The organism is Chitinophaga rupis (assembly GCF_900109685.1).
In the GTDB taxonomy this organism is placed as follows: domain Bacteria; phylum Bacteroidota; class Bacteroidia; order Chitinophagales; family Chitinophagaceae; genus Chitinophaga; species Chitinophaga rupis.
In genome coordinates, this window is record NZ_FOBB01000001.1 from 159,548 (window position 1) to 174,953 (window position 15,406).

Sequence of the window (15,406 nt, forward strand, 5' to 3'; positions counted from 1 at the left end):
GGTACCGCTCATTGTCGAATTTACTTTTCTTTCCAGTCCTTTTTCAGGTAGTAAGCCAGGTAAATATCTATAAGCTTCTCACCCCCGTAATCCGGGTAAGCTGCCAGGATCTTAGATTTATACTCTTCCTTTGATTTGGATGCTGCCAATGTTTTGTCAACAAAATCCAGGTATTCCAGGTCTTCCTTAAGTATGGATGGACCGGCAGGTTCCCCGTGTCCCGGAAGTATGATCTTATACTCACTTTCATGCTCTATTTTTCTTAATGCTTTACGCCAGCCGTCCAGGTTACCGGATATAAACAAATGGATCTTATTATAAACGATATCCTGGGCAATGTAGGTCTTTACTTCGGGGATCTTAATTACCAGAGATACTGCGTCCTCATTGTCAAGAGATCTTTCAAATATGAACGTTACACCGTCTATTACTTCTTTCCCTTCTTTTTGCGCATGAGCAGGTACATTCAAAGTTTTGGCAATAATGCCCCCGAATTGCTCCTGTCTTTGTTTTAACACTTCCCGGCCATCTTTTTCAATGTGCTGCTTTGTTTCTTCCAGTGCGTAAACCTGCACATCCGGAAAAGCGTCGCCAAAGCCCAGGTAATGATCCGGATGGTCATGTGATATATAAAATCTTGTAACCGGCTTCTTCAAACTATCTGTCAGCATCTTCAGCTGCTGCGCATAGGGCGCAAAAAACTGCCCGTCTACAACAATCAGCTCATGAGCTAACTCAATAACATGGCTGGTATTGGCAAACATCTCCGGCGGAGCTACCAGGGTGTATATTTTTATCCGTTGATCCTGCACGGCCAGGTGAACAGCTGCTTTACGCAGTTCCTGTGACTTTGCCTGGTTCATAGTTGTGAGCCCAAGCGCAAGGAGTGTTATGGTCTTTAGTTTGTTTGTCATCGTAATTTTTTTATTGTTTAATTAATTACGATACAAAGCTACTTTGAAGACCTCCCTGCAACGTTATCAATATGCATTAGTTGTTATCAATCTGCATACTGAGCCCTAAAAGCAGCGGGTGAAACTTTAGCCAGGGATTTAAAGAAGCGGACAAAATTGGAAGGGGCTGAAAAGTTGTGCTCATAGCTGATCTCAGCAATCGTTTTACTGCCGGCCAGCAGCTCATTCTTGCAGGACTGTAAAAGTTCGTTACGGATGATCATATTGGCATCTTTGCCAAATGCTTCATGACATAGCTGGTTTAAGCGGTTACGGTTCATCTTAAGCAGCTCCGCATATTCTTTGACTGTTTGTTTTTCCCGTATATGCTTCTTCAGCAGCTCCCTGAATTTCAGCATACCGGTATTCTGATACAGGTTCCCTTTCAGCTGATAGCAATCGGTATACCGGCGGTTCAGCAGAATAAGCAGCTGGTACAGGTAAGCTCTCAGCAAGTGCTGGCTGTCGAAGGACTGGCTCCTTATTTCTTCCATAATACTGTCAGACAAGGACTGAAAGAAGGGTATATCATTACTTTGCAGTGGCAACACCGGCGGTGAATCATAATTCCCGAAGTAATACAGGCGGTGAAGGAACAGGTGATCTTTCAGGAACGTTTCCATAAATTCTCCTTCGAATATCACCACCCTGCAATCATGCGCTGAATGCAGGTTCCATATCCTGGGACGGGCAGGTGGTATGAACAGCACAGCAGGACTTTTAAAATCAAGCTGGCTACCTTCAAGCATTATTGAACCGTTCCCTTCCAAAAAAAGAAAGATCTCGTAAAAGGTAGTAGCATGTACCTCCTTCATCGCAATACTGCGGCCGGCTATATCGGAAAGGTTAAAACAGTCCACCAGCAGCTCCTTTCCATATTTGTACTTGTGGAAATGAAATTTCAACATAGGCCTGGTAAAGGATAGCAAAATAAGGGAATAGCTTAAAATAAAAAAGGCATGTAACCTGTATTCAGCGTTACATGCCTGGATAACTATTCGTAAACCAACCTGTATGAAATTTCTTATTTTTTGAAGAACCTGCGAAAGCCGGCGGTTTACTGAACATCCGTTCTTAACACGCCGCTCTTTAAATTTATTGGGCCTGAATAGATCCGTCCGTTTTTAACCACTACTGCCTTAACCTGGTGAATGTCTTTGTTAATGTTGTATTTGCCCTGGTTAGCTATCAGACTAATGTTGGTCACCCCATTTTTTTCTGTTGCCTGAAATCGGAGCAGGCAATAATCATCTTTTTTAAAGCCCCAGCCTTCGCCGGCATCCCAATAAAGCTCGCCACTGGCTTTACCCTGGCTGTCCAGGCATATAAACAAGGTCAGCTGATCTATGGAAGGTTCTCCGGTATGCTGAATGATCTTTCCTGCAGGAATAATACTGCCGCCTTTGATCAGCAATTTTGCCTGGTATGGATCTGAACCATCACCCTCAACGAGGTTTAAAGGTTCCCAGAGCCCTTTGGGCAGCTGCGGATCTTTGGCGAATGAAGGCACTACCAGCAAATTTTTCCCAAGCAAAAATACCTGGTCCTCTGCTCTTAGCTTTACATCGGCAGGATCATCAAAAAACACAGGGCATATTAAGGGCAAGCCGGTTTTATGCGCGTTGTAAAACAAGGTGTAGAGGTAAGGCAATAAGCGATAACGCCGTTCAAGCGCTATCCGCGATGTTTTTTCAATATCCGCACCAAATGCCCAGGGTTCTTTGTCATTGGTTCCGGCACAGGCATGGCCTCTTGCAAAAGGCATAAACACGCCAAAGCCCAGCCATTTTGCCCATAGATCAGGAGAAGTATTACCTAAAAAACCACCAATATCAGGTCCGCTGAAAGGCTGGCCCGATAAGCCAAGCGTAATTGACATGGGCACGGAAACCTTCATGAATTTCTCATCGGCGTAGTTATCACCCGTCCAGGTGGCAGCGTAACGCTGCCCTCCAAGCAGGTTTGCCCTGGTTAAAATAAAAGGCCGCTTATCCGGTTTGGCAGCCATAACACCCTGCCGGGTAGCTTCTACCATCAATCTGCCGTAAGCGTTATGATATAGCAAGTGCGGCCCTGCCGGTAAGCCGTCACCACCGCGATGCGGGGTGCTGTATGGCATAGTACCCAGCCGCAGGTTTTGCGGCAGCTCGTTATCATTCACAGCGGGTTCGTTCATATCATTCCAGATGCCATCCATATCATTTGCCAGGAAGTTATGATACAAGCCGGCCCACCATTGCCGCGTGCGGGGCATAGTAAAATCCGGAAAGGCGCAGTCGCCCGGCCAAACTTTTCCATGGTATTCTTTTCCCGTACTGTCTTTCACCCAAACATCCTTTGCCGTGCCTGATTGGTACACCGCATAAGTGCTGTCGAACTTAACGCCCGGATCGATCATAAAAACCGAATGAAAACCCTTTGCATGCAGGTCCGCATTCAATTGCTTAGGGTTTGGAAAATTATTTTTGTTAAAAGTGAATACGCGGTAACCTTCCATATAGTCGATGTCCATCCACACGGCATCGCAGGGGATCTGTTTTAAACGAAAGGTATCGGCAATTTCCCGTACCCGTTTTTCTGATCCATAGGAGAATCTACATTGATGATAACCCAAAGCCCATCTGGGCGGCATTTCAATAGTGCCCGTTAATTCAGCCAATCCTTTCAGCACATCCTGCGGCGATTTGCGGTCAATCACAAAAACACGGAACAAAGCACCTTCTGTATTAAATTCAATTTTATCCGGATTCGTGGTCAGCGCTGATTTCCACGGACTGTCAAAAAGGATCCCAAAAGCAGTTCCATCTTTTCTTACGCCTAAAACCCAGGGGTGGGTTTGATAAAGGCGTTTGCCATCATCTGTTCCGTAAGCACCGTTGTCGGTGTTCCAGAGTTTAATGGTTTGGCCGTTTCTCAGCAACGGGCCAGTTACTTCGCCACCGCCATAGAGGCTTATGTCGCCTTTTAAATGAACGCTGGCGCCGGCCTTGCCATCTGTTAAGAAAAATTCAGGAACAATGTTCCAGTTTGCCGGCACAGCACCCTGTATGGTGGGTGCGCCTTTCAGCATAAGTGATGGTGTTTTGGAAACATCAAACCCTGCAGGGATAAACGTTACGATTGAATTACCTACAAGGCCTGAGCGCTGAACCGGGATCTTTTGTGCCTGCGCTGCGGAGCAGATAAGAATAGAAAGGACAAACAGGTAACACTTTGACGAGAGAGTCATGAATTGAATGTTCATTTAAAACCAGCTGCCCCGAGTACGGGGCAGCTGGCATATAGTGGTGTATTAATTACTATAACCCGGGTTTTGTACAAATTGCGGGTTAACAGCCATAATATCGCGACCTATCGGGAATATAGCCGTGTGATTATCGGCATCGGGTTTCTTATCCCACCAGGTGCCGGTATTAAATACGCCCCAGCGGATCAGATCTGTACGGCGGCGGTTCTCACCTAAAAATTCACGGCCCCATTCATCCAGCATTTCCTGGTCGGTAAGCTGGCTCCCATCCAGTCTATACAGGCTGGGAGAACCTGCAGGATAATTGCGCTGACGCACTGCATTCAGCAGTACTGCTGCACCGCCCTTATCGCCTGCCCGGTATTTACATTCAGCCAATGTGTAATAGATCTCCGACAAACGGATCTCTGCATAAGCTGATGTGATACGGTTAGGATCGGGCGTTGGATATAAAGGATATTTGAGGAAGAACACACCTGAGTTGTGATCGGCATGATTCATATCCGATTCCTTATCAGCGATCCGGGTTCCGGGTTTTGCATCCAGGAACCAGCCTACCTGGTCGCGGATGAACAGCGGGTAAGGGCCTTTATTACCGCGTACGGTATCGGGCTTTGGTACGCCGTTCACGAGACGTTGAAAAGGCAGGTAGCCATATAGGAACATGCCTTCGCGTTTGCTGTCGCCCAGGTTTTTGTAAAGCTTCAGACGATAGTCGTCAGGATAATGCTGGAACTTAACGAAAGGTTTGCCCAGCTGAAAGCTGTACTCCACGCTGTCCACATCCCTGCCGGGTTGCAATGCATACCTGGGGTTAGCCTGGCCAAAATCCGTAAAGCCGCAATACAACGGCGCCGCGTCGTAAGTTACTGCCCAGAAGAACATGCCGCCATCATATTGCCAGTGTGTGCGTGCAAGGGTGGATGGGAAACCATAGATGGTTTCTGAATTCACCGTATTGTTGGTATAATCAAACGGTGCATCCCAGCGGGTATCCAACTGGTAGCTGCCGTATTTGCCGCTGATAATGTCCTGGCAAACCGTGGCGCAATCGCTGAACTTATCCTGGTTTACATATACTTTGGCATTCAGATACAGGCGTGCCAGCAGTGCTGCGGCCCCGGCCTGTGTCCACCGGCCAATGCCATTATTGCCTAATGTTTCGCGTTTGGGCAGATCGGGCAGCGCCGCTTTCAGCTCTGATTCAATATAGGCGAACATTTCATCCGGTGGTGACTGCTTGTTAGCGGTAGTAGTATGTTTTACGTCCGTTACGATCTCAATATTGCGGTAAAAATCAAATGCTCTTAAATAGAACCAGGCCCGCAGTGTTCTGAGCTCGGCTTTAAAATCGGCCAGCTCCGTTTCCGTAATACTCAGTTTAGCCGGGTCCGTTATGCTTTCCATATCCTGCAGCGAGTTCGTTGCAAGTACAATGCCCTGGTAAAAAGCCGTCCAGGCGCCGCTCGTAAAACCATCCTGTGTGGTCCAGGTATGATAGTGCATGCGCTGGTAATAGCCACCATCCTGCCAGTCGCCCTGGCGGTTATAGGTGCCTATTTCGTCAGTGGAGTTCTCGCCTGCGGCATAAACATCATTCCCCTGGATGCTCCAGTAGGCGTGTTCAAATGGCCGTAAAAAGTCCCTGATCACATCATCGCGCCGGGTGAGGAACTGTCCTGCATCCACTTTATCATAAACAGTTTCATCCAGTTTTGTGCAGGCGCCTAAAAACAGCGCAGTGCTCAAAGCGGCATTTACTATATATTTTCTGTAATTCTTTTTCACCTGTTAATGTTTTATTTTTTCAATGGTCAGGTGGAACTTACCATGATAAAATTTTCATTCACTTGTATATTATAATGAAAATTTTATCATGGACGTTTCATCTTGTACCGGTTAGTTGTTTAGAATGTTGCCTGTATGCCTGCCAGTATCTGGATGGTGGCCGGGTAAAAATTCATATTATAAATGTTCGTCCGCGGATTACCCTGAACACCAGGTGTTATGTCATTCACCGGGTACAGATCGGGATCGCCGCCGGTGAAGCTTGTAAAGGTATGCAGGTTGCTTACCGCTCCATAGATCCTGATGGCCTGCAGGTACTTGGAGTTAACGGAATAATTATACCCCAGCGTTATATTATCGATCTTAACAAAGGAACCTGATTCCAGGAAATAGTCTGAAGCAAGTGCCGTGGTGGCCGGGTTAGTAAGCTTTGAATATTTGCTTTTCGGATCGTAGGCCGATTTTAAAGTATTAGCATCGGTTTGTGTGGCCGGCGTACCCAGGTAAAATGCCTGCATGTTGAACAGCTTATATCCAAAATTTCCCCTGAGGAAAATGTTAAGGTCCCAGTTTTTATAGGTGAATACATTACCAAGTGAGCCGGTGATCTTAGGCAGGCCATTGCCCACAAACTGTTTGTCATCCGCATTTGCCTGGTTGGCGGGCACTATAGTTCCATCTTTTTTATAAACCAGCAGCGAGCCATTTTCATCCACACCTGCTGATTTTAACATATAAAAATCTCCGATGCGGCGCCCTTCCTGCAAACGCTGGATAGTACCGGGAGAACCCGGGGCAGGCAATCCTGCCATATCGCGGTAAGGATCACCATGGTAGAGCTTATTGGAAAAGGAAACGAATTTATTGTTATTATAAGCGGCTGCAAATGACAGGTTGTAGCCAAATTCCTTGCGCCGTATCACCGCTGCGCTCAGCTGCAGCTCAATCCCTGAGTTCTTCATAGTGCCTACGTTAGCAAAGGTTTCCGTTTGCGGGTTGGGCGGAAGCGGCACTCTATAGTTGGCCAGCAGATCTTTGTTCGTACGCACATAATAGTTCAATGAACCTGATATGCGGCTGTCGAATATTTCAAAGTCGATACCTGCATTAAAGTTGATCGCTTTTTCCCAGCCCAGGTTAGGGTTAACGTTCTGCGACGGGCCATACACCTGGTAGGTTTGACCATTGAAAGCAAAATATCCATAACCGCCATACAGGATCAAAGACTTGTAACTGTCAAAATCCTGGTTACCGGTGATACCGTAATCTGCTCTCAGCTTCAGGTCGTTCAGCCAGCTAACCTTGTCCTGCAGAAAGTCTTCATCGGAAATGCGCCAGGCCACGGATACAGCAGGGAAGTTACCCCACTTGTTAGCGGCGCCAAATTTTGATGAACCTTCGTGCCGGAGGCTTGCGGTTAATATATATTTATTATCAAAATCATAATTCACCCTGCCGTAGAATGACGCCAGGCGGGAATCATTCTGGGTGGAGGATACGGCATCCTGCCCATTGCCCTTATCGCCACCATTCCAGGTGCCGGAGCCCAGGTTGTTCCACAGGAACGCATCGAACGGAAAATCAAAGTTATGGGCCCTGAATTGCTGGTAATTGAAATAGCTATATGAATAGCCGCCGAGTACCTTAACGTGGTTTCTTTTTATGTTAAGCGCATAATTGATCGTCCATTCGATGTTCCGCTGGTCATTATCTATCTGTTCCTGTGAAGCTTCGTTGGTTTTGGTCACCTGCCCTGAGTGAACAATAGTTGTCAGGGTTGAGGGCCGGAAATTGAGGTTCTTATAGGATGATTTAATAGTGGATACCGTTACCGTTGAATACAGGTTCTTCATAAGGTTCACCTTCAGGGAGCCGCTCATATCCAGCTCCTTTATCTGTGCCTCACTCCTGATAAGCCTTGCATTTTCAACGGGGTTGTTTGAGAAGAACCCGGTATTAATAAAATTATATTTCCCTGTACTGTCGTAAATAGGGATGGTTGGATTCAGTGTAATAGCGTTGTTGAAATTCCCCTGGTCCGAGTTGCTGGTATGCATGTACCTGGGTGCAACATTCAGGGAAACGGTATAAACATCGCTTTTTGAAGTATGGTTCAGGTTGAAACGGGCGCCGTATTCTTTTTTATAGGCACGCAGGTCAATACCATTAGCATTCCGGTAGTCGGCAGAGGCAAAATAGTTGTCGTTCGCTGTTCCGCCGGAGATCTGTAAAGTATGCTTTTGTGCGTATGCCTCCTGGTGGGTAACTGACTTCATCCAGTCGGTATTACCTCCAAATTCAAAACCCCGGGGTGTTGAGGCATTGATCCGGTATTGGCGGAACTCATCGGGACTGAGCACATCCGGTACCATCGTCAGCCGGTCCATGGTAACATAACCATTGTACACCAGCTTTGATTCGCCGCTGCCTTTTTTAGTAGTAATAATAATTACACCATTCCCGCCGCGCGTACCATAAATAGCCGATGCTGCACCACCTTTCAGCACGTCGATGGATTCAATATCGTTCTGGTTAATATTATCAATATTACCTCCCGGTACCCCGTTTATAACATATAAGGGGCCTAACCCTGCGCTGCGGGATGATACCCCACGCAGCTGGATGCTGGGAGAGGAGTTAGGATCCGCCGTAGAAGTATTGGAGATGGTGAGCCCTGCCACCTTCCCCTGTAAGGACATTAAAGGGTTGTTGGCTGCCACAGTTTTCAGGTCCTTTGCGCTTACGTGAGTTATGGCGCTGGACACTTCCCTTTTATTCAGGGTACCGTAACCCACGCTCACCACTTCAACGCCTTCAAGCTGCTGGCTGGATAGCGCCAGCTTAACTAATAAATTGTTCTGATTGGTAACAGGAATTGTTTGTGTGGCATAGTTAATAGAAGAAAAAATGAGCTCATCGGCACCTGCTGTCAGTGTTAACCGGAAAGAGCCGGTTGCATCGGTGGTGGTTCCGGAGCTTGTCCCTTTAATTCTGATCGTTACACCTGGTAACGGAGTGGCAGTGGTTGAATCAATTACTTTCCCCTCCAAAACCCTGTTTTGCGCAGCTGCCGGGTAGGCGAAGGCAAAGAGCAGGGCGAAAGCACTTAATACTCGTAGAATTTTTTTAAACATAACGGTCTGCTTGATTGGTTCATTAACGCGGACATTCATCGTTCATCGCTGCAGCTGATGATTGGTGACTCCAATGCCAGTCACGGCTTTTTCTTTGGCAGGTCAAATTAAATGACTAATCAGGCGTGTGATGCCGCTATAGCGCAGTCCGATCCAAAAATCTAACCTTTTAAAAAATTAAATATTTGATAACCAGCATTTTATTGAGAGATTTGTATCGAAAAATCTAAGGTTACCGGACACGTTTTCAGTCAATTACACAGCAAAAAACTGTACTTTTAACTGCTTAAAAACACCGGAATTAGTTGTTAAGGCATCAGAATTATTCCAGGAAAACAAAAATGACCGGTACTGCATTTTTAAAATGGGTTAATCATTCCGGGTCAAAAAACAATTATTGGGGGAAGCCGCTATACCGGGCGGCAGGTTTACGCATTACTTAAATTAGATCTCAGATCTATATGAATAAGATATTATTTGTTTCACTTTTTCTGCTCGCAGGTTTTAATGGATATACGCAAAACAAAAAATCAGACAGCCTTTTAACCGTCCTGAAATCCGAAATTGCCCGGGAAAATATTTACAACCAGGACAAAGAAAAACGGATAAACAGGCTGCAGCTTCAGCTGCTTCACACAGACCACACAGATTTTAATAGCCAGTTCGGGCTTTATTCAAAGATCTTTGATGAGTACCGTTCCTTCAAGTTCGATTCCGCATTTGTTTACGTGAAAAGGATGATCAGCCTTTCGGAGCAGTTTCAGAAAAAGGACTCGCTGATCCAGAGCAAGATGTTGCTGGGAAGCATTTTGCTGAATTCCGGATTTTATAAGGAGGCTTTTGATGTTACCGGGGAAATAGATACCAGCGGGTTGTCCAAGGCACTCAAAACCGATTACCTGATCCTGCGGGCGCGGCTGCATGCCGGTATTGCCGACTATGATAACGACGCTTATTTTTCACACAGCTATTACAAGCAATCGGAAGATTATTTTAAAAATGCTGATATAGTTACGCCTCCCAATGATTTTGAGAAAACGATTGACCTGGCTTTTTTGCCGGATTCAATAAGGGACAAAAAATTAACCCCCGACTTTTTTTATAATTATATTATACAGCGTGGCCTGCCTGAACATGGTATTGCGATGGTTTCTACCAGGATCAGCTTTGCGTACACAGGGCACGACCGGATCCTTTTCCTTGCACTGGCGGTAATAAATGATGTGCGTTCCTCTACCAAAGAAACACTGGCCATATTTCTACTGGGGCAGGAGCTGTTTAAGCTGGGTAAAACAAACGATGCCTATATTTTTCTCCAGGAAGCCGCCCGCAACGCCAAATTCTATGGCGCCAGGAACCGTGCCGTGCAGATTGAAACCATGCTGCCCCTGGTTGCCGGTAAGCTGATCGATGAAAAACAGCATGAAAGGGATAAGCTGCTCATCGGCTTTCTGACCTTTTTAATCGTTGCCGTTATATTATTTTTCCTGCTGGTTATTTACCGGCGGCAAATATTGCGCATCAAGGCAAATGAGCTGATGATAAAGGAAAAGAACCATGAGCTGGAAAGCGTGAACGGGAAGCTCTGGGAATCCACTAAAATAAAGGAGCAGCTGATCGGGTTGTTTTTTAAAACGTGTTCGTCCTACATAGAAACACTGGATAAAATAAAACACCAAACCCTGCACAACATCAAACTGGGGAAATATAAAGAGGTGACCCTGTTTTTAAACAATGTTCATATTGAAGAAGAAAAAGGGAATTTATACAACATGCTTGACAGCGTTTTTTTAACCATGTTCCCTAATTTCATCAGCTCTTTTAATGCGCTTTTAAAAAAGGAGGATCAGATCTGGCCTAAATCCGGGGAAACGCTCAATGCCACACTCCGGATCTTTGCCTTAATGCGCCTGGGGATCAATGAGCATGAGGCCATTGCCAAAATACTGGATTATAGCGTTAGCACCGTATATACTTATAAAATGCGGATCAAGTCCCGGGCGCTGGTTCCGGCCAATGATTTTGAGCAGAAGATCATGGAGATTAAGTTTATTGATAGTAATCATCAGTGATGGGGTATCCGTTCACAAAAGACAGGCACCTTAAAACAAAAAGGCGCCGCGATCCGGCGCCTTTTTGTTACTTATTTAAACAACTAATGCTATCAAACTAAATCAAACCGGTCCAGGTTCATCACCTTATTCCAGGCTGCTACAAAGTCCTTCACAAATTTTTCCTGGGCATCTGCGCTGCCATACACTTCTGCAATAGCTCTCAATTCTGAGTTGGAACCAAACACCAGGTCTGCACGGGTGCCTATCCATTTTATTGCACCGGTGGCACGGTCGCTGCCTTCGTAAAATTCATTGTCCGAGGATACTGCTTTCCATGCAGTGTTCATATCCAGCAGGTTCACAAAGAAATCATTGGTAAGCTTGCCCGGGCGTTGTGTGAAAACACCATGTTTGCCGCCTTCAAAATTAGTTTCCAGTACACGCATACCACCTACTAATACCGTTAGCTCAGGCGCTGAAAGTGTAAGCAGCTGGGCCTTATCTATCAGCAAAGCTTCAGTAGATACTGCGGGGTTCCTTGATTTGCGGTAGTTACGGAAACCATCCGCAGCGGGCTCCAGGTGGCCTATTGATTCAACATCGGTTTGCTCCTGCGAAGCATCCATACGGCCAGGTGTAAAAGGAACGGTGATTGCCTGTCCTGCATCTCTCGCTGCTTTTTCAACACCGGCGCAACCGGCCAGTACGATCAGATCTGCCAGCGAAACTTTTTTACCGCCTGATTGCGAACTGTTAAATGCAGACTGAATGCCTGTCAATGTATCCAATACTTTCTGCAGCTGCGGAGGATTGTTTACCCGCCAGTGTTTTTGAGGAGCCAGGCGGATGCGGGCGCCATTAGCGCCACCGCGTTTGTCAGAACCACGGAAGGTGGAGGCGGAAGCCCATGCGGTGGAAACCAGCTCAGATACGCTTAACCCGGATTCCAGCACTTTCGCCTTCAGCGCTGTAATATCATTTGCATCTATTAATACATGGTCAACTGCAGGAATGGGATCCTGCCAAAGCAGCTCTTCCTGTGGCACATCAGGACCCAGGTAACGTGCACGGGGTCCCATATCGCGGTGCGTTAATTTAAACCACGCGCGGGCAAAAGCATCTGCAAATGCTGCGGGATCTTCCAGGAAGCGCCTGGATATTTTTTCATAAACCGGATCAAACCTTAAAGAAAGATCGGTGGTAAGCATGGTTGGTAAATGCTTTTTTGAGCCCTCATATGCATCCGGGATAATACCGGTTGCATCTTTAGCTACCCACTGGTGTGCGCCAGCCGGGCTTTTAGTAAGCTCCCATTCAAAGCCAAACAGGTTTTCAAAGAAATTATTGCTCCATTTGGTGGGGGTTTTCGTCCAGGTTACTTCAAGCCCGCTTGTGATCGTGTCAGCACCTTTACCGGAACCATAGCTGTTGCGCCAGCCCAGGCCCTGCATTTCCAGGCCGGCGGCTTCAGGCTCTTTGTCTACATGGGTAGCGGGAGCAGCGCCATGGGTTTTACCAAAGCTATGCCCACCTGCTATCAGGGCAACGGTTTCCTCATCGTTCATTGCCATGCGGCCAAAAGTATCACGGATATCTTTAGCAGCAGCAATCGGATCGGGATTGCCATCAGGACCTTCGGGATTCACGTAGATCAGCCCCATCTGCACAGCAGCCAGCGGTTTTTCCAGGTTGCGGGAGTGGATATCACCGTCCGCGTCATCATCAGACACCAGTACGCCATGCCCCTCTACCACGCCAGGGGAGCCATGCGCATAACGCAGGTCGCCACCCAACCAGGTGGATTCTGAACCCCAATACACGTCCTCATCCGGCTCCCATACGTCTGCACGTCCACCGGCAAAGCCAAATGTTTTAAATCCCATTGATTCCAGCGCTACATTACCGGTAAGGATCAGCAGATCGGCCCAAGAAATTTTGCGTCCATATTTTTGTTTAATGGGCCAAAGCAGCCTGCGGGCTTTATCGAGGCTTACGTTATCAGGCCAGCTGTTAAGCGGGGCAAAACGTTGCTGTCCTGAGCCTGCGCCACCACGGCCATCCCCCACACGATAGGTGCCTGCACTATGCCAGGCCATACGGATGAACAAGGGGCCATAATGCCCGAAGTCCGCCGGCCACCAATCCTGCGAATCGGTCATGAGTGCATGAAGATCTTTTTTTACAGCTTCCAGGTCGAGGCTTTTAAAAGCTTCGGCATAGTTAAAATCTTCATCCATCGGACTTGATAAGGGCGAGTGCTGGCGAAGAATATTCAGCTTTAACTGGTTGGGCCACCAATCGCGGTTCCTGGTGCCGCCGCCGCCAACATTCTGCTTTAGACTGCCATTATGAAAGGGGCATTTACTGATGTCGTTTGACTCTTTTTCCATTTTTATAAGTTTATGGGTATTGAATGAACACTTGCTGATATTCGTGCAGATTCGTAAAAGTAGGATATTGAAGTTATAGATAAAATCAATTAATTCTATATTTCAATAGTCAAAAACTATTATTGGAAGTCCTGGCTACTTACCCTGTGGAATTGTATAAAAATATTGCTGAGATCACCGGCGCTCAAATGGCCGCTGTTACGCCTGATTAAATATACTCGTAAATTATTAAATGTGGAGAGCTGTTAACATTAAATTTCCGGACACGCTTCTTTAATGAAAATAAATTTCTTTAGTGAAAGACGTTTGATCTTCATCAGCACCAATTCATAAATGCTGTCATGATCATTTTCAATTTCATCTGCAGAAAAACATACTTCCAGCGCTTTCAATAATGCTGCCAGGGGAACAGCGCTATCCAGTAAAGCTAAAATATTATACTCCAGGTCGTCAATCGATTTTTCGGAAAAGCCATTAAAAAACAGCTCAGGCGCACAAGCTATATTAAAGGTTAGCTCCGGATCCAAATCGCTTTCTGCTATACCTGACAGGCCTGATGTCCAGTCAAAAGGGGTTTCTATAATTGTTAAAAGCTCATTCTTTTCTATTACAGCGCTCAGCTGTGCCTCTTTGGGCAAAAAGAAAAACGCGGAATTAACCTGACAGCTATTCTCTATGGAATAGAGCCGGCTTGCCGGCAATGCATTCCAACCGGCGATCAGCTTTAATAAGTCAGTCTCATAGTTAAAAATTTCTTTTACCACGCTCCGGCTGGAGTGCGTTACATATTCTTCAATTTGCGCTGCGGGTAATTTTTCATTGCTTTTTTCTACTAACGAAATTGCATACGATGTCCTGGGATATAGTATTCCGGCACTTTTCTCCCTGCCGTTTACAGCAGCAGGAGTGGGAAAGACCTCTTTAATTTTTGTTGTAAAATACCGGTGCTCATGGCTGAATAAAGATACTACCTTCGCAAAATACTCAGGATATTCCTTATACAGGAACCTGCTCATTAATTCGCAATTATCCCTGCTTCTTTTGTGCGGCCCAAGCAGATGTATGTATTTAAGCCGGTAATTAATGGAGGAGAGGTCAGCTATATCCATAGCCGAATACCCGTTATCCTTATATTGCTCTTTAAAATAGCAGGTTACTTCTTTTTGATCTCTGGCAGCTATTGACGCAAAAAGTATCTGTTCACATAAAATATTATAGATACCGGAATGAACGGCCCTGCTTTTATCGTAATTCCGGTGAACCAGGTCCAGCGCGGTTTGCGCATACTCTTTAAAGAATGCAAGATCACTTCCTCCCAGCACGCCGGCATTGTAGGATGGGATGGGATTTTTCCTTAACGACTCCCGCAGAAGATCAGGCAGGTAACTGAGATCATTTTCTATGTGCTTTAAAGCATTCTCATAGTACTCAGTACTTATTTCAAAATTCTGTGCTAACAGGGAGGCGTTCTCCATTTCCCGGGGAAATTTTTCCCAGATAAATACATCGCCATCCACATGTATGAACGGCTCCTGCTGTGCGGAATAGGTGAGGATCTTAGGCAGCACCCAAAGATCATTGTACGGGATGTTATCATAGCAGATCTCTACCTGGGTATATGGGAGCCCTAATTGTTCAATGAGGATCCTGTATCCGTTAGTGTCTGTATATAAATGAACGTCGCCATAGTGCGTTTTCAATTTCAGGCAGCTGAGCGCCCATGCCATTAAATGATGTTGAGCAGAACACCAGCCAAAGTCATTTTGAAGCATATCCTTATCAGCGGACCAGAAGGATTGAACGATTCTCATTGAAGCTTAAAATTGTCCTTTATATAGAT

The 15,406-nt window shown here is 46.1% G+C and carries 8 protein-coding genes; 1 reads left to right on the forward strand and 7 read right to left on the reverse strand.

Going from position 1 to position 15,406, the window contains the following annotated elements:
- Positions 1 to 20 precede the first annotated feature (20 nt).
- The 5 genes from BMZ54_RS00625 to BMZ54_RS00645 all read right to left on the reverse strand — a co-directional run bounded on the left by BMZ54_RS00625 (position 21) and on the right by BMZ54_RS00645 (position 9,122).
- Positions 21 to 914, reverse strand: coding sequence for an MBL fold metallo-hydrolase (locus tag BMZ54_RS00625; RefSeq protein ID WP_143080867.1), 894 nt, complete (start codon positions 912 to 914; stop codon positions 21 to 23).
- 86 nt (positions 915 to 1,000) lie between these two features.
- The gene (locus tag BMZ54_RS00630) at positions 1,001 to 1,861 is read right to left on the reverse strand and encodes a helix-turn-helix domain-containing protein (RefSeq protein ID WP_089906229.1); all 861 of its coding nucleotides are present in this window, start codon (positions 1,859 to 1,861) and stop codon (positions 1,001 to 1,003) included.
- Positions 1,862 to 2,010: 149 nt separating this feature from the next.
- Positions 2,011 to 4,182 (reverse strand): TIM-barrel domain-containing protein, encoded by a 2,172-nt coding sequence (locus BMZ54_RS00635; RefSeq protein ID WP_089906230.1) that lies wholly within the window; start codon positions 4,180 to 4,182, stop codon positions 2,011 to 2,013.
- A gap of 63 nt (positions 4,183 to 4,245) precedes the next feature.
- On the reverse strand, positions 4,246 to 5,988 hold the full coding sequence (locus BMZ54_RS00640) for a RagB/SusD family nutrient uptake outer membrane protein (RefSeq protein WP_089906231.1): 1,743 nt from the start codon (positions 5,986 to 5,988) through the stop codon (positions 4,246 to 4,248).
- Between the two features lie 119 nt (positions 5,989 to 6,107).
- On the reverse strand, positions 6,108 to 9,122 hold the full coding sequence (locus BMZ54_RS00645) for a SusC/RagA family TonB-linked outer membrane protein (RefSeq protein WP_089906232.1): 3,015 nt from the start codon (positions 9,120 to 9,122) through the stop codon (positions 6,108 to 6,110).
- 461 nt (positions 9,123 to 9,583) lie between these two features.
- Here BMZ54_RS00645 and BMZ54_RS00650 point away from each other — a divergent pair, with 461 nt between their 5' ends.
- Positions 9,584 to 11,194 carry a DUF6377 domain-containing protein gene (locus BMZ54_RS00650; RefSeq protein WP_089906233.1) on the forward strand — a complete coding sequence of 537 codons (1,611 nt, stop codon included), beginning with the start codon at positions 9,584 to 9,586 and terminating at the stop codon, positions 11,192 to 11,194.
- A 92-nt stretch (positions 11,195 to 11,286) separates the two neighbouring features.
- Here the strand turns inward: BMZ54_RS00650 and katG are convergent, their stop codons facing one another.
- The gene (gene katG / locus BMZ54_RS00655; protein ID WP_089906234.1) at positions 11,287 to 13,566 is read right to left on the reverse strand and encodes a catalase/peroxidase HPI; all 2,280 of its coding nucleotides are present in this window, start codon (positions 13,564 to 13,566) and stop codon (positions 11,287 to 11,289) included.
- A gap of 251 nt (positions 13,567 to 13,817) precedes the next feature.
- Positions 13,818 to 15,377, reverse strand: coding sequence for a DUF6734 family protein (locus BMZ54_RS00660; protein WP_143080868.1), 1,560 nt, complete (start codon positions 15,375 to 15,377; stop codon positions 13,818 to 13,820).
- Positions 15,378 to 15,406: the final 29 nt, after the last annotated feature.